The organism is Nocardia carnea, from assembly GCF_029868325.1.
GTDB lineage: Bacteria > Actinomycetota > Actinomycetes > Mycobacteriales > Mycobacteriaceae > Nocardia > Nocardia carnea_C.
The window spans coordinates 75569-100702 of sequence record NZ_JARWNW010000096.1; the positions used below are offsets into that span (position 1 = coordinate 75569).

The following is a 25134-nucleotide window of genomic DNA, read 5'->3' on the forward strand; positions in this document are numbered from 1 at the left end:
GGGCGAGCAGGGCGTACGGAATCAGATCTGTTTCGGGGCGGGTTCGGTAAAGGGGGTTCTTACTCGTCCGACCAGGTCGGCTACCGAATCCAGGACCATGGTGGGGCGGTAGGGGTAGTGCTCGATCGAGTGCCGGGTGGAGATACCGGTGGTGACCAGGATGGTGCGCATACCGGCCTCCATCCCGGAGATGACGTCGGTGTCCATCCGGTCGCCGATCATCACGCTGCTTTGCGAATGTGCGTCGATACGGCGTAACGCGGACCGCATCATCAGCGGGTTCGGTTTGCCGATGTAGTACGGGTCGCGGCCGGTGGCGCGGGTGATCAACGCGGCCACCGAGCCGGTGGCAGGCAGTACGCCGTCGCGCGAAGGGCCGGTGGCGTCGGGGTTGGTGGCGATGAAACGGGCACCGCGCTCCACCAGCCGGATGGCGGTGGTGATCGCCTCGAACGAGTACGTGCGGGTCTCGCCGAGCACCACATAGTCCGGATCGACGTCGGTGAGCACATAGCCGATTTCGTGCAGCGCGGTGGTCAGGCCCGATTCGCCCACCACGTAGGCGGTGCCACCCGGCCGCTGCTCGTTCAGGAAACTGGCGGTGGCCAGCGCGGAGGTCCAGATCGACTGCTCCGGGATATCGAGCCCGTTCTGGCGTAGGCGCGCCTGCAGATCGCGAGGGGTGCGGATCGAATTATTGGTCAGCACCAGGAACGGGATCTGCTCGGCCCGCAATTCGGCGAGGAATTCGTCGGCGCCGGGCACCAAGTGCTCCTCGCGCACCAGTACCCCGTCCATATCGGTGAGGTAGGACAGAATCGGTTCGTCGGTACTCACCCGTCAATTCTGCGCTTCGCAGCGCCGCCGATGGGTATGCCGCGCCCGGAACCCGCCGTGCGGGCCCGCTGAGCCGGACCACCGGGCGCAGTCCTCCGCGGCGCTGGCTATGGTCGAATCCGGGCCGGAAACGGTGGCGAACACAACGCGACAGGAGTGGCGCATATGGGTGAGCTGAAGCTCGGATACAAGGCGTCGGCGGAACAATTCGGACCACGGGAACTGGTGGAGCTGGCGGTGCTGGCCGAGGAACACGGCCTCGACAGCGCGACGGTGAGCGACCATTTCCAGCCGTGGCGGCACAAGGGCGGGCATGCGCCGTTCTCGCTGGCCTGGATGGCGGCCGCGGGTGAGCGCACCGAGCGGATCATGCTGGGCACCTCGGTGCTCACCCCGACCTTCCGGTACAACCCCGCGGTGATCGCGCAGGCCTTCGCGACGATGGGCTGCCTGTACCCCGGCCGGGTGATGCTGGGCGTGGGCACCGGCGAGGCACTGAACGAGATCGCCACCGGGTACGCCGGGGAATGGCCGGAGTTCAAAGAACGGTTCGCCCGGCTGCGCGAATCGGTGGATCTGATGCGGGCGCTGTGGACGGGCGCGCGCACCGATTTCGACGGCACCTACTACCGGACGGTCGGCGCCTCGATCTACGACGTGCCCGAAGGCGGGATCCCGGTCTACATCGCGGCCGGTGGCCCGGTGGTGGCCCGGTACGCGGGCCGGGCCGGCGACGGATTCATCTGCACTTCCGGCAAGGGCATGGACCTGTACACCGAGAAATTGATGCCGGCGGTGGCCGAGGGCGCGGCGAAGGTGGACCGGGAGGTGAGCACGATCGACCGGATGATCGAAATCAAGATCTCCTACGACACCGACCCCGACCTCGCACTGGAGAACACCCGTTTCTGGGCGCCGCTGTCGCTGACCGCGGAACAGAAGCACAGCATCACCGACCCGATCGAAATGGAGGAGGCGGCCGACGCGCTGCCGATCGAGCAGATCGCCAAACGCTGGATCGTCGCCAGCGATCCGGACCAGGCGGTCGAGCTGATCAAGCCGTATCTGGACGCGGGCCTGAACCACCTGGTCTTCCACGCCCCCGGACACGACCAGCGCCGGTTCCTGGACCTGTTCCAGCGTGACCTGGCACCGCGCCTGCGCAAACTCGGCTGACCTGCGCCGACCGGCGGTACACCCGGTCCGGTGGTGAGCCGGGCCGGGATGTTCTGCGCGCCGATGCGCCGCCGCTGCACCCGTGCGGGACACTCAGCAGGTGACCGCGGAGCGTAGAACGGGGTTCTGCGATATGGCGCAGCGGGGGCGCGCAGGGTGGGCGAGCAGGCACCGCGCAGCGGTTGCGGCTGGTCCGGGTGGTCGATGTCCGGCGAACTCGGGACAATATGCGGGTCACGTCAGGTCACCCAGGGGGGTCGTTCCGCTCACCCGGAGGGGCTCGTTCCGCGCACACCAGGGGTGCGCCCATAGACTCGGCCCATGGCCGAGGTTGCTGCGTCCAGTGTGTACATCGCATCGCCCGAGGGTGATACCGGGAAATCGACCGTGGCGCTCGGGGTGCTGCAGATGTTGTGCGCGACCACCGCGCGCGTGGGGGTTTTCCGGCCGATCACCCGGTCGGTGTCCGAACCCGATTACATTCTCGAACTGCTGCTCGAGCACAGCACCGTCGATATCGACTATCAGCAGGCGGTGGGGGTGAGCTATGAGCAGGTCCACGCCGACCCCGACGCCGCGATCTCCGAAATCGTCATGCGATACCACGAGGTGGCAGCGGCCTGTGATGCCGTGGTGATCGTCGGCAGCGACTACACGGATGTGGCCAGCCCCAGTGAGCTGCGGTTCAATGCGCGGATCGCCGTGAACCTGGGCGCGCCGGTGTTGCTGGTGGTGCGGGGGGCGCAGCGGTCGCCGGACGAGGTCGAACAGTTGGCGGAGCTGTGCGCGGCGGAACTGGCGAGCGAGCACGCGCAGCTGCTGGCGATCATCGCGAACCGTTGCGCGCCGGACGATCTCGAACCGGTGCGGGAGCGGCTCGCCGGATTCGGTGTCCCGCGCTGGAGCCTGCCGGAGGTGCCGTTGCTGATCGCGCCCACCATGGCCGAGCTGCGGGATGCGCTGGACGGCGAGATGTACAGCGGCGACCCCGAACTCCTGCATCGCGAGGCGCTGGGTGTGATGGTGGGCGGAATGACCGCCGAACACATTCTGGAACGGCTTTTCGACGGCGCCGTGGTGATCGCGCCGGGCGACCGGTCCGATGTGCTGCTGAGTGTGGTGAACGCGCACGAGGCGGAGAGTTTCCCATCGATGGCCGGGATCGTCATGAACGGCGGCCTGCTCCCCCATCCCGCGATCGCGCGGCTGATCACCGGACTCAAACCCCGATTACCCATCCTGACCACCGCTTCGGGCACCTACGACACCGCCGGAGTCGCGCATCGCACCCGCGGCCGGATGTCCGCCGACAATCCGCGCAAGGTGGATACCGCGCTCGCGCTGATGGAAACCCATGTGGATGCCGCACAGTTCCTGCGCCGGCTCGAGGTGCCGTTGACCAGCGTGGTGACACCGCAGATGTTCGAATACCAGCTGATCGAACGCGCCCGCGCGGATCGCAAAACCATTGTGCTGCCCGAGGGCGACGACGACCGGGTGCTGCGCGCGGCCGGGCGGGTACTGCAACGCAAGGTCGCCGATCTGATCATCCTGGGTGACGAGACGGCCGTCCGGGCCCGGGCCGCGGAACTCGGGGTGGATATCACCGGCGCGCAGGTGCTGGACCCACGGGCTTCCGAACACCTCGAGGATTTCGCCCGCGAATACACCGAACTTCGTAAACACAAGGGCATGACGTTCGAGCGGGCCCGCGAAACAGTCGGTGATATCTCCTATTTCGGCACGATGATGGTGCATCGCGGGCTCGCCGACGGCATGGTGTCCGGTGCAGCGCACACCACCGCCCACACCATCCGGCCTTCCTTCGAGATCATCAAAACCGTTCCGGGGGTTTCGACGGTTTCGAGTGTGTTCCTGATGTGCCTGGCCGACCGGGTGCTCGCCTACGGCGACTGCGCCGTCGTCCCCGACCCGTCCTCCGAGCAGCTGGCCGATATCGCCATATCCTCGGCAGCCACCGCGGCCCGTTTCGGTATCGATGCGCGAGTGGCGATGCTGTCCTATTCCACCGGCGAATCCGGTAGCGGCGCGGATGTGGACAAGGTGCGGGTCGCCACCACACTGGTCCGGGAACGGGCGCCGGAACTGCTGGTGGAGGGGCCCATCCAATACGACGCCGCGATCGAACCGACGGTCGCCGACGCCAAACTCCCCGGGTCCGAAGTGGCCGGGCGGGCCACGGTTTTCATCTTCCCCGACCTGAACACCGGCAACAACACCTACAAGGCGGTGCAGCGCAGCGCGGGTGCGGTCGCGATCGGGCCGGTGCTGCAGGGTCTACGTAAACCGGTGAACGACCTGTCCCGGGGCGCGCTGGTCACCGATATCGTGAACACGGTGGCCATCACCGCCATTCAGGCGCAGCAGCAGTGACGCGGTCCAGCGGACAGGAGACGGCGGTGGAACCGATTCGCGTACTCGTGGTCAACTCGGGTTCGTCCTCGATCAAATACCAGCTGATGGAACCGGATTCCGGCACGATCATCGCCTCCGGTCTCGTCGAGCGGATCGGTGAGGAAGGCGGCGCGATCGAGCACACCGCCGGTGATCGGACACTCACCGAGCAGCAGGAGATCCCCGACCACACCGCCGGGTTACGCCTGGCCTTCGCCAAATTCGCCGAGGCCGGCGACGATCTCACCACGGCCGGGATCACCGCGGTGGGCCATCGCGTCGTGCACGGCGGCGAAATCTTCTACCGGCCCACCCTGATCGACGATGCGGTCCTGAACACGGTGCGCGAGCTGAGCACGCTCGCGCCGCTGCACAATCCGGCCAATATCCGCGGGATCATGGCCGTGCGCGAACTGCTGCCCGATACCCCGCAGGTCGCGGTGTTCGATACCGCGTTCTTCCACGGTCTGCCGGCCGCAGCGAAAACCTATGCGATCGACAGCCAGGTCGCCGAAACGCACGGGATCCGCCGCTACGGCTTCCACGGCACCTCCCACGAATACGTTTCCGGTCGTGCCGCCGAATTCCTCGGCCGCCCACCGGAAACGCTGAACCAGATCGTCTTCCACCTGGGTAACGGCGCCTCGGCATCGGCTCTGCGCGGCGGACGCCCGGTCGACACCAGTATGGGGCTGACCCCGCTGGAGGGCCTGGTCATGGGCACCCGGTCCGGCGATCTGGACCCGGGGATAATCCTGCACCTGATGCGGACGGCGCATCTGGACGTCGACGGTATCGACAGGTTGCTCAACCGCGGGTCGGGGCTGCGCGGGATGGCCGGAGTCAACGACTTCCGGGAACTGCGCCGCCGGATCGACGCCGGCGATACCACCGCACGCGCGGCCTACGACGTCTATGTGCACCGCCTGCGCCACTATCTCGGCGCCTACCTGATCGACCTGGGCGGGGTCGACGCGATCACGTTCACGGCGGGCGTGGGCGAGAACAACCCCGACGTGCGTGCGGACGCCCTGGCCGGGCTGCACCGGTTCGGGATCGTGGTGGATCCCGGACTCAACACCGCGAAATCTCGCGAACCCCGCCGGATCTCCCCACCGGAATGCCCGGTGCAGGTGCTGGTGGTCCCGACGAACGAGGAACTGGCCATCGCGCGCGCCGCGGTCTCGGTTACCGCGAATTTGTGAATCGTGCCGTACCGGGGATCGGCCGTGCAGGCCGGATGGTCGTCGCGCTACGTTTTCAGGGTCAATAGCAGGTGAGCGGCTGCAACTGGTCACCGGCTCGTGGCCCCAGGCCTTCGTAGGCGGCCGCAATAGCCGTTACGGCCCGGCGAAGTTCGGGTTCGGGGTTCGTATAGGGCAGGCGTAGAAAGCGCTCGAACGCGCCCTGCACCCCGAACCGCGGGCCCGCCGCCAGCAGCACCCCGTGATTGGGGGCGGTGGCGGCCAGCGCGGTCGAGACGGGGGCGGGTAGCTGCGCCCACACCGACATTCCGCCCACACCGGGCAGCACATACCAGTCCGGCAGCTCCTCGGCCATCGCCGTCAGCAATGCCTCCCGCTGATCGCGCAGCAGTTTGCGGCGCCGCGCGAGAATGGGTTCGGCATGTTCGAGCAGGTGGACCGCCGCGAGTTGATCCATCACCGGCGTGCCGAGGTCGACGGTCGCGCGGGTGGTGAGTAACCGGGTGATCAGCGATTCCGAGGTCCGGATCCAGCCGACCCGCAGCCCGCCCCAGAACGATTTGGACGCCGACCCGATGGTGATCACCTCGGGCCCCTTCGCGAACGCGGCGACCGGCGCGACCGGGGCCCTGTCGCCGAGCGACAAGTTCGCCATGGATTCGTCGATGATCAGCGTCATCCGGGTCTCCCGGGCGATGGCCGCCAGTTCGGCGCGGGCCGGCTCGTCCATCAGGAACCCGGTCGGGTTGTTGTGGTCGGGCACCAGATAGGCCAGGCTCGCCGCCGTCTGCCGGGCGGCGCTGCGCACACCATCCAGATCCCAGGCCGAATCCGGATCCTCGAGACGTAACGGCACCGGCACCGGACGGGCACCGACATCCCGGATCGCCTCGATCGCATTCGGGTAGGTGGGGTGGTCGATGAGCACCCGGGCCGAGGGCGGCGCCAGCACGTTCAGCAGCAACCGCAGTCCGTGCTGGGCGCCGAGGGTCACCAGGATCTGGTCGGCCCCGGTCGGCAATCCGCGTTCGGTGTAGCGGCGGGCGATCGCTTCGCGCAGCGGCAGGATACCGACCGGGTCCATGCCGTGCGTGCTCAGGTACGACGGAATGCCCTGTAACGCAACAGAATAGGCGTCTTCCATCTCCGGCGGCGCGGTCATCGCGGCATACGTCAGGTCGACCGCGGGCTGCGCGCCCGTCGCCATGGTGGCCAGAATCCCGCGCCCGGCCCGGCTGCCGTCGTGCGCGATCGCCGGCGGCAGCGCGACGGTGGATCGTGAGCCCTGCCGGGTGATGAGGTAACCGTGTTCGCGCAGCAGCGAATAGGTGGAGGTGACGGTGGTGCGACTGACCCCGAGGGTGGCGGCGAGATCGCGTTCACTGGGCAGGGCGATTCCCAGCGGGGCCCGGCCGTCGTGGATGAGCAGCCGGATCCCCTCCGCCAAGGCGAGGTAGGCAGGCCGGGCGGGACGCCGGGCACCCCCGTCGGCGGATGCCGGGTCCGGGCCGCGCCACTGCCCCAGATCGCGGGCGAGACCCGCGGCGCCGAGCACTCTCGTCGACATAGGTCCAGTATCGACCGATTGGCTCTTTATCGGCAAGTCCACTCGGGTGATAGTGGGAGCATGACACTCTTTGTGGCGCTCGTGGGAGTGGGAACCTTCGTCTATTTCGCTCACCAGTACCTGGTCACCGAATCGCGACTACCGGAATTACTGGAGCGGTACCGGCCACTCGGTTCGGTCACCGAAGAATCGCTCACGCGGTACGACGCCGAGCGCGGATACCGGGACCTGAATGCCGCACGCTCGCACCGGGAAGCGTCGGCGCTGCACACCCGGACAACCTGAACCCGAACCCCGGAAAACCCGAGGTCGTGCCCCCTGACCCGGTAACCCCGGCCGAGCCCGGGACCCCCGAACCGTACCCGGACAAGTCCGCCCGCCGGACCCATGAGGCGGACTGCGGCCGACGGCGACGCGATCCGGCACACACTGTCGACAGCCCGCCGAACCCTGCCAGTCCAGTTTTTCAACTGGACTGGTTTCGGCTACTTCAGGGGATGCTGACGGTAGAACTCGCACGACTCACCCGACAGCAAACCGTCCTCACAGGCGAAATACGTCTGGATACAGGAATTGGTATCGCACCCCAGCCGCACCAGCTCATCCCGGATACGCACACTGCGCTCCTGCGGGGTCTCGGTCGTCACCTGCGCCGCCACCGGAGCCGCGGCCGTGGCGTGGCTACCGGCGTCCTGCGCACACCCGTAGAGCAGCGCAGTCGCAGCGCACAACGATACGGTCGCGGCGAATCGGACGGCGGATTTCCTGCCCATAGAATACGCACCTCCACATCCCCCGGGGTGTTCGACGAGCGGTCAGCGTAACCGATCCCCGCCAGAACCTACGCCCGATCGTCGTCACAGCCACCTTCGGAGATCCTGGCCGCATTCACGGAATCAGCACGACACCCTTCCGTGTCATTCGCCGGTGCGATGCGGGCTCGACGACACGATCCACACCCGAACACCGCGAGCCAACAGGCGTCGATGAATTCTTCACCGGGTCTGGCCCACGGTCTCCGACTGGTGAGATCCCGCGGCACGTATAGGGCGGAGCTGGTCTACGCAGTCGGAAGGTATTGCTCCAGATCCTCTACGTGGCGGCGAATCAGCGAGCACGCCTCGCTGTGGTCAATCGGCGAGCGTGGCGTGACGATGAACTCCGCCCGGCTCTCGTAGGGCATCTCGACAACGAGGTCACACCCACCGCTTTCTGTGTCCGGAGCCGCGAAAGCGCGACGTGAGCCGAAGCGCATAGTCGTCACTGGCCCGTTCTCACTGCTCTTCGAGTACGCCCTGTCGTAGGGCGACTCGGTAATGGATAAGACGACTACGAAATACCGCGGCGGGTCCGCTTCCCATGAGCACGCCTGGACGATGAGCGTGTCGTCGCCCAGGGCGTCGTTTGCGGTGTCCGGATCCAGGCCGGTATCGGAAAGCGCGGTATCCGGCAGTGTACAAGGGTCCCACGCGACCGCCGGACCTATCGGCACGGTGGTCGGGGCCGCGGATGTCTGGATCGACTGTTGCGCCGACTCCGTTGCGGGTGCTTGTTCCCCGCATCCAACGGGAAGCAGTAGCAACCCGATCAATAGGCACAAGCCCGGCACAGCTTCGTTCAGATTCATCTCGATCCCCGTAACCCGTCCGCCGATGACCAGTTCGTAGTAGCAGAGCACCGGTGTCTCCGCACTATTTCCGACCTCCGCGAGACCGGCGTGATCACGCGGGAGGAGAACCAGGACAGTCGGCCCCGCAGTCCCAATCGGCCAGAAGATGGTCGCCGGTGATCTGTCGGCTTCAGAGGGCCGATTCGCCGCGCAGCAGTGCGGCGAGCGACTCCCGATCGGTGACATCGAGCTTGGTGCAAGCCCGATACAGGTGTCCTTCCACCGTCCGGACCGAAACGGTGAGCCGGTCGGCGATCTGCCGGTTGCTCAGGCCCGCCGCCACCAGATTCGCGATCTCCCGCTCCCGGGCGGTGAGCGGGAGCGGCTGGGCGGCGTCGCGTAGCGCCGGGGTCGACGCACCATCGCATGCGGCGGCCAGGCGGTTGGCGTGAGCGGCCGATTCCAGTAGTCGTCGCCGATCGCCGGCCCGGTCGTGGACGGTGGCGGCCTGCGCTGCGGCATCGGCGGCCGAAAGCCGCGCGCCCAGGCTTTCGAAATCGGCTGCTGCCGCGTCCAGCTCGGCGCCGTCGCGCCGCGACAGTGCTACCGCATGCCGCGCCTGTGCCCGGACCAGTGGCCCGTCCACCCGGTTCGCCAGATCGGCCAGCCGTGGCGCCACCGACCCCGCACCGAACCGGGCGGCGGTGTGCAGTGCCAGTGCCTCCACGGCGTGCTGGTCGGCGCGGGCGGCGGCGTCCGCGGCACGGAGCGCGCGCTCGACGGCGGTGCTGACCGTGCCCTCGGCCGCCGCCAGGCAGGCACGGGCGATCTCGAGCTGCGGTTCGTAGACGGCGCTGTGCCGGCCGCCGCGGGCATCGGCTTCGGCGATCGATTCGGCGGCCTCGGCCGGGCGGCCGAGCGCCGCGTAGGCCTCGGCGAGCCGGATCCGGGCGGGGAACATCCAGGCGGCGGCACCCTCCGCGGTGAGCGCGGCCAGTGCCTGCTCCAGATTGTCGATACCGGCGGCGAACCGGCCGTGCGCCACATCGACGGTGCCCTGCAGGATCTTCGACATCCCCCACGCCAGGTATTGGCCGGGCGCGGAATACCCGAAGTATTCGGTGGCCCGGTGACCCGCGGCGGTCAGGTCGCCAGTGAGGACGAGCGCCAGCACCTCGGCATGGGTCGACATGAACCGGTTCAGGCCGTCGATATGCGGCTCCACCGCGCGACCCCGCTCCGCATAGTCCCTTGCCTCGGCCGCGCGCCCGAGCAGCGCCGCCGCGAGCCCACCACCGAAGGCCGCCCACCACACCGCCCACGGCGGCCCGTCCGCGGCCCGCAGCACCTGTTCGGATTCGCGCAGCGCATCGCCGAGCCGGTTCTCGCTCACCGCGCAGGCGGCGGCGAGGCCGGTCGTGATCAGGGCGATTTTCGGATGCGTGATACGCGACCGCACCAGCGTCAGCACCTCGTCGGCTTTGTCGGCATCGCCCATGGCCCACAGCAGATTCGACACCCGGGTACTGCCCCAGCGGGCCAGCTGTACCTCGTCGAGATCGTCGGCGTCGAAACTGGCCAGCGTCCGCTCGGCCTCGATGCGGTGCCCCTGCCACAGCAGTGCCCGGGCCAGCAGGTCCGCGGATTCCACCCCGCCGCGGCGTTCCACCGCCGCCCGCGCGAACCGTTCGCCCAGCGGTAGATTCGCCAAGCCGATCGCGTCCTCGGCGGCGGATTCGAACAGTTCCAGGTCAGCGGATTTATCGCTGTCCAAGGCAAGTTCGGCGAGCCGGATGCGATCGGCGGCGGAATTGATCCGGCGCTGTTTGAGCGCGGAGTACAGCTTGCCGCGTAACCGCCGGGAGGTCGCGATGCCCAGCCGGCGCCGGATCACCTCACCGAACAGCGGATGGTTGTACCGCACCACCAGATCGCGGCCGTCCTCCACCACCCGGATCACGCCGCCGTTTTCGGCCGATTCCACCGCCTCCTCACCGGCCAGCTCCGCCATCACCTCGAGATCGGCGGGTTCGCAGAAGGTGAGCAATTCCAGTACCCGCAGCACGGATTCGGGCAGCTGCTCGACCCGATCTTCCAGCAGCGCGGCCAATTCGGAGGTGACCGCGGCCCGCCCCCGCAACTGCCACACCCCGTTCACCTGCCGCAACGAACCCGCCTCCAGCGCACCCTCCACCAGATGCCGCAGGAACAGGGCGTTACCGCCCGAGGACTCCCACATCAGGTTGGCGGTGAAACCCTCGAGTTGCCCACCCAGCATCGATTCCACCAGGTCCACGCTCTGCTGCTGCGTGAACGGGGGCAGGTGGATCCGCAGCAGATGGCCGTCTTTCCACAGCGTGGTCACCGCGTCCGGCACCGGAACACCGTCGCGCACGGTGGCGACGATTCGCGCGGCCTTGTCGATCGCCAACTGCAGCAGCAGGGTCGCCGAGAGCTGGTCGAGCAGATGCGCGTCGTCGACCCCGATGGTGGTGAGCCCGTCGGCGAGCAACGCTTCCCGGGCCGCGGCCATGAAGGTCACCGGATCGTGCGCGGTGTACACACCGACCATATGCGCGAACACGCCGAGCGGAATACTGCGCGCCGATTCGGTTCCCGCCACCCAGCGGATATTGCCGCCACCTGCCTCGGCCGCTCGCCGCGCGAGGGTGGTCTTCCCGACACCGGGTTCCCCGATGAGTACAGCGCCCACGTGATCGGAGCCGGTGAGCGTCGCGCGAATCGCTTCGAACTCGTTCGCCCGTTCGATCATCGGCCAGTTCCGAGCCATCTTTCTACTGTATAGGCCGCATTACCGGGCAACGGCGACGAACTGTCGACTGCGACACCGTCGCTACGGGACCGGACCTGAAAACCGGTCAGCTCTCGCCCACTTCGCAGGCCAGACCGTCGCCGTCTTCGTCGAGTCGAAACGAGTATCCGGGCTGCCCGGCGAACAGCGGAGTGTGGGATTCGCTGCGGGCGTGAACGCAATTCATGTAGTAGGGATATTCGTCGTCCTCCGCCTCCTCGTCCGCTCGATCCGCGGGCAGCGGATGCGAATCGTCGACCCGATTCGATGAGGTCTGGGTATCGGCGGCGGCCGGCGCCGCGGACAGGGCGGTCAGCGCGCAGCCGGCGACGACAAGGCGCGCGAGGGTTCTGGGTGTCTTCATCACGGGAGTCCTTGATGCTGGGGTACTCCCATCCTCACGCGCGGCCGGGAAAAGTGAAAGACCCTTGTTCCCGGCCGCGCGTGCGCCGTCTCTTACTGAGCGCCCGCGGGCGGGTCGCACACCTTCCAACCGGAATCGGTTTCCTGAAGATCGAAGGTGCGGGTGGTTTCCTCCGGATCGGCCTCGGTCTGCACCGTGACCTGCGCCAGGGCCGTGCGATCGGTGATCTTGACCGCGTCGACACCGGTGACCTCGGGAATACTGCCCTCACTCACCGCCTGCCGATGGACACCGGCAAACTGCTCCTCCGACAACCCCTGGTAGTAGTCGTGCAACGCACCGCAGGTGGCATCACGCAGCGCCGGCAGATCACCGCTTTCCAGCGCACCGGTGTAATCGCCGATGGCCGCGCTGATCCGGGCCTGCGGAGAATCGTCACCCGACCCGGCGCCCACCAGAATCGCGATCAACGCGACCACAAGCGCCACCGCGACCCCACCGGCGATCAGCCATTTCTTGTTGCCCTCACCCGGTGTCGGCGCGGGGGCCGGCGCCGGTTCCACCCGCTGCGGCTGGGCCCGCTGCGGCGGCGCCTGCGCGACCCGCTGTTCGGCCGCGGTGGGTTTCAGGTCGGCCGGTGAGGGCGCAGTTCCCGGCCGCGGCGGCGGAGATTGCGGGCGGCCCCCCTGCCGCTGCCCCGGCGGCGGACCACCCGGACGCTGCGGCGCGGGCTGTTCGGGCCGGCCCGGCGCCTGCGGCCCGGGTCGTTTCGGACCCGGCTGCGACCGCGGTGTTGCGGGCGGTTTCGACAGCGCCGGCGCCCCCGGCCCGACGCGATCGGTCCGGGCGGGCCCCTGCGGGCCACCCGGTGGCTGTCCCGGCCGGCCGGCCTTGCGCACCTGGTTCATATCGATCCGCGCGGTGGCGTCGGGGTCCGGTTTCTGTTCCGGCATCGCGACGGTGCACGCCTCGTCCGGCCGCTGCTGCCGCGGAATCACCACCGTCCGCGCCTCGCCGTTGTGCGGACCCGGCTCGGACTCGCCGGACGTACCCGCTGGGTCCTCCGCATCCGGGTCACCCGCGCCGGCCCGGTCGTCCTCGCCGCCTTCCGCTGCGGCACCGGTTTCCGAACCGTCCGCGACTACACCGCCGGACGCCGCCTGCCGGTCACCCGATTGTTCGGCAGCACTGCCCGGATCACCCCCGTCGGCCGGCCGCGCCGCATCGTCTTCCCCGGCGACCGTCGCCGGAGAATCCTCCGCACCGACCTCGCGGCTCCCCGCACCTGCCTCCGACTCCGCAGCTCCTACGTGCCCCGCGCCTTGTTTGCCGTCGGCCTGTTCCGGCGAACTCCCGGCACCGCTGAGCTCGGCCTCGTCAGCGCCGTCCGGTTTGCCGGAACCTTCCCCCTCCGCCGATCGGGGCGCATCCTCCCCGTTACCGCTCTGCTCCGCGGGATCGCCGTCGCTACCGGACGCGACTCCGGCAACTGCTCCCGATTCACCGGTATCGGCAGACATCCCCGCGGCGCTCGCCGCCACGGCAGCGCCACCAACCGCGGCTGCGGCACCGCCGGAGGCAGCCACCTTCTTCAAGGCTTCGGTCGGCGCTGCCGACTCGGATTCGACCGCGCCGGCATCGTCGTGTTCCTTCTCAGCAGCCGATTCCGGATCGACCCGGCCTTCGGCATCTGAAGCGCCAGCGGCCTCGTCGGCGCCCTTGCCTGTAGATGTGGGCTCATGTGCCGGAGTCTGCCGCGGCTCCGCAGCATCCGAGTCCGAGTCGAAGTCCGGGTCATCGTCCGGAGTGCCGGCCGACCGGCCCGAGTCCGCGCTACCGTCGGCGTCCTTCGCAGCGGGTTCCGGCGGTGCGTCTGCAACTCGTCCTGCTCCCGCTTGCGCGGCGCCGGCCGATTCGCCGGAAGCCGCCGGCGCGGCGCCGTTCGCAGATTTCACGGGGTCGGACGCTGTCGGTGTCTTGCCGGCGGGCGGGTGGTCATTCTCCGCCGGCCCGCTGCCCGAATCCTTCTTCCCGCCCGCCGGCCCGGTACCGCTCTCCTCGGCCGAACTCGCATCTACCGCGGAAACATCTGCCCGCTCGGTCTTTTCCTCCGATCCGCTGGCGCCCTGTTCCGACCCCGGTTCATCGCCCGCCGCGGGCGCCGCAGACTCACTGCCGGCTCCGGCAGCGGCACCCGCTTGCTCCGCGGACGAGGTCCGGATCGCCGCTGTCTCGGCCTCACCTTCCGCTGCCTCGCCCGCGGCCCCGGTGTCATCCGAGCCGGCTGCCGACGCCCGCGGGAGGGCCTCGGTGGGGGCGTTGCTCTCCCCGGGGGCGGGTTCGTCAGCCGAACCGGCCTCGCTGTCTCGACCGAGTGACCGGCGGATCCGGGAGGTCACCGCGTCGGCTGCCTGCGACAGCTGCGTTCCGGTGTCCGTGGCATCCGGCGTCGCGGTAGGCGAGCCGGGGCCGGATTCGGAGCGCGTCGGTTTCTCGTCGTCGGTCGGGTGCGGCACCTGTACCCCTCGTTGCTGGCAGACAGAAAATGTGACGTAGAAGGCCAGCCTATCGAGCATTCCCGGTGGCCGTGCACAATGAACCGCATGACCTCGTTCGGTGATCTGCTCGGACCGCAACCTGTACTCCTTCCTGAACTGCACGATGCGGAAGACGCGCTCGACGCGGGCACCGATCCGGTGCAGGTGGCCGCGGAGAATCCGGCCGCTTCGATCGCCTGGGCGGCGCTCGCCGAGGCCGCCCTGGAGCGCGCCGCGGACGCCGCGGAACCGATCAATCACGACGTTGTCGCCGCCTACGCGTTCGCCCGTACCGGCTACCACCGTGGGCTGGATCTGCTGCGTCGCAACGGCTGGAAGGGTTTCGGCCCGGTGCCGTGGGAGCACGAACCCAATCGCGGTTTCCTGCGCAGTGTGGGGGCCTTGGCGAAAGCGGCGCGGGCCGTCGGCGAAACCGACGAGTACGCCCGCTGCCTGGATCTGCTCGAGGATTGTGATCCGCGGGCGGCCGGGGAAGTCGGTCTGGACTGAACGTTTTCGCGCCCGTGAGCGACCCGACCTCTCGAATGTCCCGAGCCCGGGACCGGGGCACCGAGCGCCTGCGGCGTTCCTGGACCCGGTTGCGGCTGTCGGCGCTGCCGATTCTGCAGTGCTCACTGGCCGCGGCCCTGGCCTGGTTCCTGGCCAAGGATGTGGTCGGCCATGCGCTGCCGTTCTTCGCCCCCACGGCCGCCATCGTCTCGATCGGTACTGCTTTCGGGGCACGGTTGCGCCGTTCGCTCGAACTTGTGGTGGGGGTCGCGCTCGGGATCGGGGTCGGCGACCTTTTCATTTCCCAGGTCGGTACCGGGGTGTGGCAGATCGCGCTGGTGGTGGCTGCGGCCATGGCACTGGCGATCTTCCTGGACGGTGGGCCGATCATCGGTATCCAGGCGTCCGGTTCGGCCGTACTGGTGGCGACGTTGATGCCGCCGGAATCCGGGGCGGGACTGTCGCGGATGGTCGATGCCCTGATCGGTGGTCTGGTGGGCGTGGTGGTTGTCGCCGCGCTACCGCTTCACCCGGTGCGCCGGGCGCGGGAGCAGGCGGCGGCGATTCTCGGGGTGGTGGGCAAATCGCTCACCGATTGTGGGCAGGGGCTGCTGGAACAGGATCCGGGCAAAATCCGGGATGCGCTCACCGCAGTCCGCGCCACCCAGCAGCAATTGGATTCGCTGCGCAAATCGCTGGAAGGCGGGCGTGAGGTCATCCGCATCTCGCCGCTCTACTGGAATTCCCGGGGCAGGCTGGAGCGATTACGCGCGGCAGCCGATCCGCTCGACAACGCGGTCCGCAACACCCGCGTACTGCTGCGACGTTCGCTGACCCTGGTGCGGGACGACGAAATCCTCAATCCGGGGCTGATCGACGAGGTGGAGCGGCTGGCGGAGGGGGTCGATGTGGTGCGGCGGATGGTGCTGGCCGATCGCGGCGAACAGCCCGACCGGGCCGAAGCGGCGCGCGTCCTGCGGTCGGTGGCCAAACAGGCTCGGCCGGAACTGGTTGCGGGTGCCGGACTGTCGTCGCATGTGGTTTTCGCGCAGATCCGATCGACCCTGGTGGATCTGATGCAGGTCTGCGGGGTGCAGCGGATTTCGGCGATGGCGCTGCTACCGCCGACCGTGCCCAACCCGTATGTCACGCCACAGAATTGAGTGCGGTGCGGCCGCCGCTACGCGGATCGGTCGCGCGGGGGCAGCGGTTTTCCGCGTAGTGGACTACCCGTTACGACGCGCGGGGTCGTGAACTAATGTGAAACATGACCGAATCGGTTATGCCGGTACGGTCGGGACCCCACCCGCACGCCGCGTTGCCGACGGACGGCGCTGCCGCGCGCCGCACGTTTCGGATACCCGGACCGGCTCCGGGCGGGGTATCCGGGCCCGTCCGGCCGGAGCCGCGCCGGGCGGGCCCAGCTCATCCGGGCTACGCCCAGAACCGGGTCAGATATCCGCCGTACCGCGACCACTGCTCCGAAACCCCGGAAAAGTCGTACAGGGCGTAGACGGCGTCGAAGAACACCTGGTTGATCGCTGGGGTGAACAACAGGGCGAACAGGATGAGCATGCCGAACGGTTTGAACTGGTCCAGGCCGCGCCGGGTCTGATAGCTCAGCGAGGGTTCCACGATCCCGTATCCGTCGAGCCCGGGTATCGGCAGCAGATTCAGCAGGGTCGCCGTCACCTGGAGAAACGCCAGAAAGCTCAGCCCGAACCAGAACGCCGGATTATCCTGCGCGCTGCCGAAAAGCCGCACGATCACCAGCAGCACCACCGCACACAGCGCGTTCACCGCCGGCCCCGCGGCGCTGATCAGCCGCTGAGTTCGCGGCGGCACCTGATGAGCGTGGATGTACACGGCTCCGCCCGGCAGTCCGATCCCGCCGAGCGCGATGAACACCATCGGCAGCACGATCGACAGCAGCGGATGACTGTATTTGAGCGGGTTCAGCGTCAGATACCCGCGCAACTCGACCTCACGGTCCCCGGCGCGCCAGGCGAGATAGGCGTGGGCGAATTCGTGCAGGCACAAGCTCACCACCCAGCCGAAGACGACCAGGACGAAAACGCCGGCCTTCGCCCAGGCCGAATCCAGTTCCGCGTTCCAGGCGAGCGCACCGCCGGCCACCGCCAGCAACACCACGAGCAGGAAGACCGGGCTGGGCCGGATCGCACCCCGGCGCAGCGCCGTGACATTGCCACTCACGGCTGCACCGCGGTAGAGGCCGGAACCGCTGCCGGCCTGCAGCGGAGAAGACACCCGATCGGCGCCGCGATCGGGACGCCGGTCTCCGGGCGGTTCATCGGACCAGTAACCAGGGCTCGTGGTGGCGGTAGAAACTCGACCGCGGCACCGTCCGGTCGCTCTGCACACCGTCGCGGTTGATCACGGCGGCGGGCGTACCGAGCTGAGCGGCGCGCCCCGCGGTCCAGCGCCGGCGCCGGAAACGGCGCGGCACACTGGCCCGGACTCCGGGCAGCTCGAGGGTCGGGGTCACGAACATCGCCCGCACCTCGCCGGAGAACAGCCGCGTTTCGTCGACGTAGGCCTCACCGGTCAGCGGCGTTCCGTTCACACCGGTGATCTTGGCCCGGCCCACCAGCACCGTGCCGGTGTCGTCACGGATCAGCGGCACCTCTTCGGCCGTCCCCTCCAGCGCGCGGCGCGCCGCGGCGCTCCCGGTGCCGAGTTGATAGGCCCGTGCCGCGTAGGTGTGGTCCGGCGGCACATACCCCACCTCCACATGCAGACGCTCGGTCCGCATCAGATGGGTCAGGACCGCCGCCAGTGCGGCATCGTCACCGAGCACGATCAGCCGCGGCAAACTATCCGCCGCCAGCACCGGCAACAGCTCGTCGATCAGCGCGGTATCGGGAACAGCCGCGGTTTGGCTGGTGGGCTGGGCGGCGAGCGCAATGGGCACCGGAGCATCGGCACAGCGGAGAACATGGGTACTCAAACGCCCAACACCCTCCTCGGACCGGTCACCCACGAGTGTAGAGGGTGCGCCGCACCGACTCGCACAACGGGCCTGGTACAGCGGCCGTTCCCGGAGTCCCCCGGCGCCTCGAGTAGACTGTGCTCCCGGCTTCCTCCCCGTTACGGCAGGTAGCTGCAGCACGAGGTGCGTGTTGCGCGTCGACCCGTAGGAGACACGACCATGCCGGCAATCGTCCTCATCGGCGCCCAGTGGGGCGACGAGGGCAAGGGCAAAGCCACCGATCTACTCGGCGGCCGCGTGCAGTGGGTAGTGCGGTACCAGGGCGGCAACAACGCCGGCCATACCGTAGTGCTGCCCAACGGGGACAACTTCGCACTGCACCTCATCCCCTCCGGAATCCTCACCCCCGGCGTCCGCAACGTCATCGGCAACGGTGTCGTGGTCGACCCCGGTGTGCTGCTGGACGAACTCGCGGGGTTGGAGGAGCGCGATGTCGACACCTCCGGCCTGCTGCTCTCCGCCGACGCGCATCTGATCATGCCGTACCACGTGGCCATCGATAAGGTCACCGAGAGGTTCCTCGGCAACAACAAGATCGGCACCACCGGACGCGGGATCGGCCCCTGCTACCAGGACAAGGTCGCGCGAGTCGGGGTCCGCGTGGCCGATGTGCTCGACGAGAAGATCCTCACCCAGAAGGTGGAGGCGGCACTCGAGTTCAAGAACCAGGTGCTGGTGAAGATCTACAACCGCCGCGCGCTCGAACCACAGCAGGTGGTGGACGAGGTGCTGGCGCAGTCGGAGAAATTCGCGCACCGGATCAGCGATACCCGCCTGGAACTCAACCTCGCGCTCGAACGGGGCGAGACGGTGCTGCTGGAGGGCTCGCAGGGCACGCTGCTCGACGTCGACCACGGCACCTACCCCTACGTCACCTCCTCCAACCCGACCGCCGGCGGGGCCGCGGTAGGCGCGGGAATCGGCCCCAACCAGATCGGCACGGTGCTGGGCATCCTCAAGTGCTACACCACCCGGGTGGGTTCCGGCCCGTTCCCGACCGAACTGTTCGACGAATCGGGCGCCTACCTGGCCAAAACCGGCGGCGAGGTGGGCGTGACCACCGGCCGGGCCCGGCGCTGTGGCTGGTTCGACGCGGTGATCGCCCGCTACGCCACCCGGGTCAACGGCATCACCGACTACTTCCTCACCAAGCTCGACGTGCTGTCCAGCCTGGAAACGGTCCCGATCTGTGTGGCCTACGAGGTGGACGGGGAGCGGGTCGAGCAGATGCCGACCACCCAGACCGGTTTCCACCACGCCAAACCGATCTACGAGGAAATGCCGGGCTGGTGGGAGGACATCTCCCAGGCCCGCACCTTCGACGAACTCCCCGCCAACGCGCAGGCCTACGTGCACCGGCTCGAGGAACTCTCCGGGGCACGCATCTCGTGCATCGGCGTGGGACCGGGTCGCGAGCAGACCATCGTCCGCCACGACGTGCTGGGTTAGGCGCCGGCGCTCGGACTGACTCAGCGTTCGGGCCCGCCGAGGTTGCGGGCGGCGCCGACGGTCTCGTCGTGGCCCAGCGGCGGCCGCCAGGGTTCCGGATTCCAGGTGGGCTTATCGGGCGCGACCATCCGTGGAGGGGCGGGCTGTAATTTTGGAGACGCTCCGCGTCTCGAGGGGTGGGGCCCTATCGGGCCCGGTTCTTCACTCCTCCGCTCCTCCGCTTCGCTCCCCCGCTCCGTCGCTCCAGAACCGGGCGGGCCGCACCCCAGGCAAGGTGAACCGTCCGGAGAGGTGGGAGTAGTCGCGATTGTCGGCCGCAGGGGGGAAGGCGCGCCGGACGGGCTCACTCGGTGGTGGTGGTGGTGGACTCGGTGACCGGGGTGTCAGCGTGCGGCTTGGAAGGCGAGGACGGTTGTTCCGATGCGGATCGCGTCGCCGTCGGCGAGCAGCGCGGTATCTATCGGTTCGTCGTTGACGTAGACCCCGTTCGCCGAATCCAGGTCTTCGATCAGCAGCCCGGCCCGGCCCAGTTTGATCTGGGCGTGATAGCGGCTGGCCTTGGGATCATCGAGGATCAGATCGTTATCGGTCATCCGGCCGATCTTGAAACCGCCGTGTGCGACCAGCACCAGCCGTCCGTCGGGCAACCGCAGCTGCCCGCTGCGCACCGAGCGCGGCACCTCGGTGACGGTATCGGTCATCGCCGCGGCCATCCGCTCGGCGGTTTTGAACTCCACGGTGTTCAGCGGCTCCTGCCGCAGCACCCGGCGCTCCAGTTCGACCAGGGCGGGCCCGGGGTCGATCCCGAGTTCCTCGGCCAGAACCGAACGCACCCGCCGGCAGGCCTCGAGCGCGTCGGCATGCCGTTCGGAGAGGTAGAGCGCGGTGATGAGCTGCCCCCACAGCGGTTCGCGCAGCGGATGCTCATTGGTCAGCGCGACCAGTTCACCGATCACCGCGGCGGCGCGGCCGCAGGCGATCTCCGCGTCGAAACGCGCCGACACCGCCAGCAGCCGTTCCTCTTCCAGCGCGGTGGCGAAACTGTCCGCGAAGGCCAGGCCGGCCAGATCCGAGAGAGCGCGGCCGTTCCACTCCCGCAGTGCAGTGGTGAACAACCGCGACGCCGACGCGTGATCGCCGGCGCCCGCGGCGCGGGTACCCGCATCTCTGGCCGCCTCGAACCGGCCGAGATCGCAGGCGTCGTCGGCGATCTCGAGCCGGTACCCGGCCGATTCCGTACGCAATACCGCGGCCGGGTCCACCCCCGAATTCCGCAATGCCTTGCGGATATTGGAGACGAATACCTGCAGGCTCGCGGCGTAGGCGTCGGGCGGAGCCTCGTTCCAGACCATATCGGCCAGGGTTGCCGAGGCCACGGCTCGACGCCGGTTCACCGCGAGCGCGGCCAGCAGCGCTCGCGGTTTGGGCCCGCCGATGGCCACCGGCTCACCGCCGACCGATAATCGGACGGGCCCCAGCACGCAGAGATCAAGCGTCATCTCGCAGTGAGCGCGACGGCGCGATCAGGCACTGATCGAGCGTCCCGCGGAGTGCAGATCCTCGCAGGCCTGCACCACTCGGGCCGCCATCGAGAGCTCGGCCTTCTTCAGGTAGCTACGCGGATCGTAGGTCTTCTTGTTGCCGACCTCGCCGTCGATCTTCAGCACACCGTCGTAGTTGCTGAACATATGCGCGGCGACGGGGCGGGTGAAGGCGTACTGGGTATCGGTGTCGACGTTCATCTTCACCACGCCGTAGCGCAGCGAATCGTCGATCTCCGATTTCAGCGAGCCGGAACCGCCGTGGAAGACGAAATCGAAGGGCTGCGCGTCAGCGCCCAGGCCCAGTTTGGCGGCGGCGACCTTCTGCCCCTCGGCCAGCACCTCGGGCTTGAGCACCACGTTGCCGGGTTTGTAGACGCCGTGCACGTTGCCGAAGGTGGCGGCGAGCAGGTATTTGCCCTTGTCACCGGCGCCGAGCGCGTCGATGGTCTTCTCGAAATCGGCGGGCGAGGTGTAGAGCTTCTCGTTGATCTCGGCCTCGACACCGTCCTCTTCACCGCCGACGACGCCGATCTCGACCTCGAGGATGATCTTGGCGGCGGTCGCGGCGGACAGCAGCTCCTGGGCAATCGACAGATTCTCGTCGATCGGCACCGCCGAACCGTCCCACATATGCGACTGGAACAGCGGATTCTTACCCGCGTTCACCCGCTCCTGAGAGATGGCCAGCAGCGGGCGGACGAAACCGTCCAGCTTGTCCTTGGGGCAGTGATCGGTGTGCAGCGCGATGGTGACGCCGTACTTCTCGGCGACCACATGCGCGAACTCGGCCAGCGCGACAGCACCGGTGACCATATCCTTCACCCCCTGGCCGGAACCGAATTCCGCGCCACCGGTGGAGAATTGGATGATCCCGTCACTGCCCGCCTCGGCGAAACCCTTGATCGCCGCGTTGATCGTCTCCGACGATGTGCAGTTGATGGCCGGGAAGGCAAACGAGTTCGCCTTGGCCTGACCGAGCATTTCGGCGTAGACCTCCGGAGTCGCGATCGGCACTGTGAAGACCTCCGTGTAGTGCGGCAGACGGGATTGTCTGTTTCTGCACATACCCTAAGCCAGACGGATTCCATCCGGTATAAGGGGATTGTTTGCGCCGCTGCACCCTGCGGGCCCGGCGCCAACCGGTACTGTGGGCCGGGTGATTGCGCTGGCAGCTACCGACGCGGTGACGAGCAATCTGGCTCTGACCGAACTGCTCGACCCGATGCACCTGTTGACCGAAACCTGGCTGAAGAACGCGGTGCTACCGGCGATCCTGGTAATCGTCTTCATCGAAACGGGCCTGCTGTTCCCGCTGCTGCCCGGCGATTCGCTGCTGTTCACCGGCGGTCTGCTGGCGGCGCAGGAGAACCCTCCGGTGTCGCTCTGGGTCCTGCTTCCCGCGGTCACGGTCATCGCCTTCGCCGGCGATCAATGTGGTTACTGGATCGGCCGCGCGATCGGCCCGGCGCTGTTCAACAAAGAGGACACCCGCTTCTTCAAGAAGAGCTATGTGACCGAAACGCACGAATTCTTCGAGAAACACGGCCCCAAAACGATCATCCTCGCCCGATTCGTCCCGATCGTGCGGACCTTCATGCCCGTACTCGCCGGGGTGTCGAAGATGAGCTACCGGCGCTATGTCGCCTTCGATATCGTCGGCGCCGTCGCCTGGGGCGGCGGAGTGACCGTACTCGGTTATTTCCTCGGCAATGTGGCCTTCATCCGCGATCACGTCGAGGGCATCTTCCTGCTCATCGTGTTCGTATCGATCCTGCCGGGTATCAGCGCGGTGGCCAAGAAGCTGCGCAACCGCAAGGCCGAGGTCGCGACGGTCGCCGACCACGCCCTGGTCTCCACCGCCGAACTTCCGGCCGTGGCCCCGGCGAGCCCGGTCACCAGCACCATGCCCCTGCCGGTTGTGCCGAACCACGCGACGGCCGGCACGAACGAGACCCCCGTCCGGTAAGTGGTGTCCGTCTCGGCCGAGCCCTACGCGATGGGCAGTTTCGATCCTTTGCTTTCCGCCGGTCCGGCGCTGGTCTGGACGGTAGTGCTGACCTTCGTCTTCCTGGAATGCGCGTTCATTCTCGGGCTCTTCCTGCCCGGTGATTCGATGCTGCTGACCGCCGGAATAGTGATGGCCTCACATGCGAGCGGGGAAAGCCAGGTATGGCTGCTCTCGGTGGGCGCGATGCTCGCCGCGATCGCCGGTAACCAGGTCGGTTATGTCGTCGGACGCCGGACCGGGCACAAACTCGTCGCCCGTAAGAACGGGCGCTATATCAATACCGAGAACCTGACCAGAGTGACGGACCTGCTGCACCGGCACGGATTCTTCGCGGTGCTCGTCGCCCGCTGGATCCCGTGGGTGCGCACGCTGTGCCCGATGGTGGCGGGCGCCGCGGGTATGGACCATCGCCGCTACACCATCGCCAGTACCATCGGCGCGATCATCTGGGCACCCGTCCTGCTGTTGATGGGTTACTACGCCGGCAATTTCATTCTGCAGTTCTCCTGGCTCATGCCCATCGTGACCGGTTCGCTGCTGGTGTTCCTGGTCGTGGGCACGATAATCGGCATCCGGCAGTACCGTCACGAAATGGCGCAGCCCGTCGAGGATTTCGAAGTCGATTCGGCCACCGCCGACACCACGCCCCTGCCCACCCTGGGCGGCGGGGAATGCAGCCCGAAGCCGCGCTCGTACGGCACCGGTGCCCACCGGTGGGAGCTACAGCCCCGCCGCGGTGACCAGATGAGCAGCCTCCATGAGCATCCAACCCGAGAGCTGTACCGATAGGTCACGCTCGGGGACCCGCGAGGAAGTCACCGCGCCGTTCGAGTTGACGCCGCCGGCGCCCGCGGTACCGCCCGGCAACTGAGCCGACCGGGTCCAGTCGTGCCCGAACAGCGGTTCGCCCTCCACATCGAGCCGGTTCGCCCAGGCCGCCGCCGCGGACTGCTCGACGATCCGGGCGGCAATGCGCCGATCGGCGAGTTGTTCGTGTTCGGAACCGGGCAGCATCAGCGCGACCAGGGCGAGATAGCGCACGAGGATGCCGTTGAACAACCCGCCGTCACCGCCGGAACCACCCCGGATCACCCCGTCGGTGGTGAGGTTGACCTCGACGGCGTCGAGGAGCCGGTGCACGCGGTCGAGGTGGACCGGATCACCGGTATGTACCGCGAGCTCGGTCTCCAACCCGAGCACGACGCCCTGACAGTAGGTGTAGATCGTTTTCTCGAGCGTGCCGGACGGGAGATGGATACCGTCGAAGATCAGGCCGGTCTCCGGATCGCGCAGCGTGCTATCGATCCAGTCGGCCATTTCGGCGGCCCGCTCGTAGCGGCCCAGCCGGGACAGCGCGATACCGGCCGGGCCGTTTGCGGGGGTATTGAAGAAATCGTCCCCGGCCCGCCACGGGATACCGCCGCCCACCGCCGGGTCCCAGGCACCGAACAATTTCTGTTCCAGCGGCCCCAGGCCGCTGCGCGCTTCGTCGTTGTCCTGCACCCGGGCCGCGCGTTCCAGGGCGATGGCGAGCCAGGCCATATCGTCGTAGTAGCGATTGGTCCAGCCGGTGATATTGCGCATTCGGTGCGAGCGGACCAGAGCACCGATCCGTTTGCGCCGTTCGATGGTCGGCGCCCGGTTGGCCGCGTCGACCGCGCAGTCGATGAGATGGGCCTGCCACCAGTAGTGCCAGGTCAGGAAGAAACGTTCCCGCCGGGTGGAGGGCCAGCCCACCACACCGAGGGCGGTACCGGGCAGCAACCACACCGGTTCGATATGCCGCGACACGATGGCGGCCTCGGCCATATCGGCCCGGTCGGACCAGAGTGATGCGGGGTTGCCCTGCGGCCTGCGCTGTTGCCCGGACGCGCGCCGGGGAACGTCGAGATCGTCGCTGGGCGAGGTCATGCACCCATATTGCCAGGAAAAACGGAATTCTCGCCGCTCAATTGTTACCGAGTCGAGGCGGAACCGTTCGATTCACCGGCGTTTGCGTCGGATCCGCGGTGAATTGCCGCCGGACAGAGCATGGAGCAATGTCCGCACGCTATGTCAAGACCGGTTAACAAAGCCGCCGGCTTCCGCGCG

Annotated in this window: 20 protein-coding genes and 1 pseudogene; 9 read left to right on the forward strand and 12 right to left on the reverse strand. The window is 68.0% G+C overall.

Annotated features, from left to right (window positions below; translation table 11 throughout):
- Positions 1 to 21: 21 nt before the first annotated feature.
- Complete coding sequence (locus QH196_RS06450; RefSeq protein ID WP_280414853.1) at positions 22 to 798, reverse strand: HAD-IIA family hydrolase; 777 nt, start codon at positions 796 to 798, stop codon at positions 22 to 24.
- Between the two features lie 204 nt (positions 799 to 1002).
- Here QH196_RS06450 and fgd point away from each other — a divergent pair, with 204 nt between their 5' ends.
- From fgd to QH196_RS06465, 3 genes are all read left to right on the forward strand, one after another.
- Positions 1003 to 2013: a glucose-6-phosphate dehydrogenase (coenzyme-F420) gene (fgd, locus tag QH196_RS06455; RefSeq protein ID WP_280414827.1), complete on the forward strand. Its 1011-nt coding sequence runs from the start codon at positions 1003 to 1005 to the stop codon at positions 2011 to 2013.
- A gap of 321 nt (positions 2014 to 2334) precedes the next feature.
- Complete coding sequence (gene pta / locus QH196_RS06460; protein ID WP_280414828.1) at positions 2335 to 4407, forward strand: phosphate acetyltransferase; 2073 nt, start codon at positions 2335 to 2337, stop codon at positions 4405 to 4407.
- Positions 4408 to 4433: 26 nt separating this feature from the next.
- The gene (locus QH196_RS06465) at positions 4434 to 5633 is read left to right on the forward strand and encodes an acetate kinase (RefSeq protein ID WP_280414829.1); all 1200 of its coding nucleotides are present in this window, start codon (positions 4434 to 4436) and stop codon (positions 5631 to 5633) included.
- Positions 5634 to 5694: 61 nt separating this feature from the next.
- Here the strand turns inward: QH196_RS06465 and QH196_RS06470 are convergent, their stop codons facing one another.
- The gene (locus QH196_RS06470; protein ID WP_280414830.1) at positions 5695 to 7200 is read right to left on the reverse strand and encodes a PLP-dependent aminotransferase family protein; all 1506 of its coding nucleotides are present in this window, start codon (positions 7198 to 7200) and stop codon (positions 5695 to 5697) included.
- Positions 7201 to 7260: 60 nt separating this feature from the next.
- Between QH196_RS06470 and QH196_RS06475 the strand changes: the two genes are divergently transcribed.
- On the forward strand, positions 7261 to 7485 hold the full coding sequence (locus QH196_RS06475) for a hypothetical protein (RefSeq protein WP_280414831.1): 225 nt from the start codon (positions 7261 to 7263) through the stop codon (positions 7483 to 7485).
- Between the two features lie 200 nt (positions 7486 to 7685).
- Here QH196_RS06475 and QH196_RS06480 read toward each other — a convergent pair whose 3' ends face one another.
- The 5 genes from QH196_RS06480 to QH196_RS06500 all read right to left on the reverse strand — a co-directional run bounded on the left by QH196_RS06480 (position 7686) and on the right by QH196_RS06500 (position 14501).
- Entirely contained in the window at positions 7686 to 7973 is a 288-nt protein-coding gene (locus tag QH196_RS06480) for a hypothetical protein (RefSeq protein ID WP_280414832.1), read from the reverse strand.
- A 287-nt stretch (positions 7974 to 8260) separates the two neighbouring features.
- The gene (locus tag QH196_RS06485; protein WP_280414833.1) at positions 8261 to 8878 is read right to left on the reverse strand and encodes a DUF3558 family protein; all 618 of its coding nucleotides are present in this window, start codon (positions 8876 to 8878) and stop codon (positions 8261 to 8263) included.
- A 121-nt stretch (positions 8879 to 8999) separates the two neighbouring features.
- Positions 9000 to 11600, reverse strand: coding sequence for a helix-turn-helix transcriptional regulator (locus QH196_RS06490; RefSeq protein ID WP_280414834.1), 2601 nt, complete (start codon positions 11598 to 11600; stop codon positions 9000 to 9002).
- 88 nt (positions 11601 to 11688) lie between these two features.
- Complete coding sequence (locus QH196_RS06495) at positions 11689 to 11985, reverse strand: excalibur calcium-binding domain-containing protein (protein WP_280414835.1); 297 nt, start codon at positions 11983 to 11985, stop codon at positions 11689 to 11691.
- Positions 11986 to 12077: 92 nt separating this feature from the next.
- On the reverse strand, positions 12078 to 14501 hold the full coding sequence (locus QH196_RS06500) for an Rv0361 family membrane protein (protein WP_280414836.1): 2424 nt from the start codon (positions 14499 to 14501) through the stop codon (positions 12078 to 12080).
- Positions 14502 to 14588: 87 nt separating this feature from the next.
- Here QH196_RS06500 and QH196_RS06505 point away from each other — a divergent pair, with 87 nt between their 5' ends.
- Together QH196_RS06505 and QH196_RS06510 are read left to right on the forward strand one after the other, a co-directional pair.
- The gene (locus QH196_RS06505; protein ID WP_280414837.1) at positions 14589 to 15032 is read left to right on the forward strand and encodes a DUF3151 domain-containing protein; all 444 of its coding nucleotides are present in this window, start codon (positions 14589 to 14591) and stop codon (positions 15030 to 15032) included.
- Positions 15033 to 15067: 35 nt separating this feature from the next.
- Positions 15068 to 16195, forward strand: a complete 1128-nt coding sequence (locus QH196_RS06510) for an FUSC family protein (protein WP_280414838.1) — start codon at positions 15068 to 15070, stop codon at positions 16193 to 16195.
- 271 nt (positions 16196 to 16466) lie between these two features.
- Here the strand turns inward: QH196_RS06510 and QH196_RS06515 are convergent, their stop codons facing one another.
- Together QH196_RS06515 and QH196_RS06520 are read right to left on the reverse strand one after the other, a co-directional pair.
- The gene (locus QH196_RS06515) at positions 16467 to 17246 is read right to left on the reverse strand and encodes a site-2 protease family protein (RefSeq protein ID WP_280414839.1); all 780 of its coding nucleotides are present in this window, start codon (positions 17244 to 17246) and stop codon (positions 16467 to 16469) included.
- A gap of 94 nt (positions 17247 to 17340) precedes the next feature.
- Entirely contained in the window at positions 17341 to 18000 is a 660-nt protein-coding gene (locus QH196_RS06520) for a hypothetical protein (protein ID WP_280414840.1), read from the reverse strand.
- Between the two features lie 201 nt (positions 18001 to 18201).
- On the opposite strand from QH196_RS06520, the gene QH196_RS06525 reads away from it, so the two are divergent.
- Positions 18202 to 19491 carry an adenylosuccinate synthase gene (locus QH196_RS06525; protein ID WP_280414841.1) on the forward strand — a complete coding sequence of 430 codons (1290 nt, stop codon included), beginning with the start codon at positions 18202 to 18204 and terminating at the stop codon, positions 19489 to 19491.
- Positions 19492 to 19874: 383 nt separating this feature from the next.
- Here QH196_RS06525 and QH196_RS06530 read toward each other — a convergent pair whose 3' ends face one another.
- Positions 19875 to 20990, reverse strand: coding sequence for a BTAD domain-containing putative transcriptional regulator (locus tag QH196_RS06530; RefSeq protein WP_280414842.1), 1116 nt, complete (start codon positions 20988 to 20990; stop codon positions 19875 to 19877).
- A gap of 24 nt (positions 20991 to 21014) precedes the next feature.
- Complete coding sequence (gene fbaA / locus QH196_RS06535) at positions 21015 to 22049, reverse strand: class II fructose-bisphosphate aldolase (RefSeq protein ID WP_280414843.1); 1035 nt, start codon at positions 22047 to 22049, stop codon at positions 21015 to 21017.
- A gap of 208 nt (positions 22050 to 22257) precedes the next feature.
- Between fbaA and QH196_RS06540 the strand changes: the two genes are divergently transcribed.
- Complete coding sequence (locus QH196_RS06540) at positions 22258 to 23001, forward strand: DedA family protein (protein WP_280414854.1); 744 nt, start codon at positions 22258 to 22260, stop codon at positions 22999 to 23001.
- Between the two features lie 30 nt (positions 23002 to 23031).
- Positions 23032 to 23670: pseudogene (locus QH196_RS06545) on the forward strand (DedA family protein); the annotation flags it as partial.
- A 93-nt stretch (positions 23671 to 23763) separates the two neighbouring features.
- On the opposite strand, the gene QH196_RS06550 reads toward QH196_RS06545, so the two are convergent.
- Entirely contained in the window at positions 23764 to 24852 is a 1089-nt protein-coding gene (locus tag QH196_RS06550) for a glycoside hydrolase family 76 protein (RefSeq protein ID WP_280414855.1), read from the reverse strand.
- Positions 24853 to 25134 lie beyond the last annotated feature (282 nt).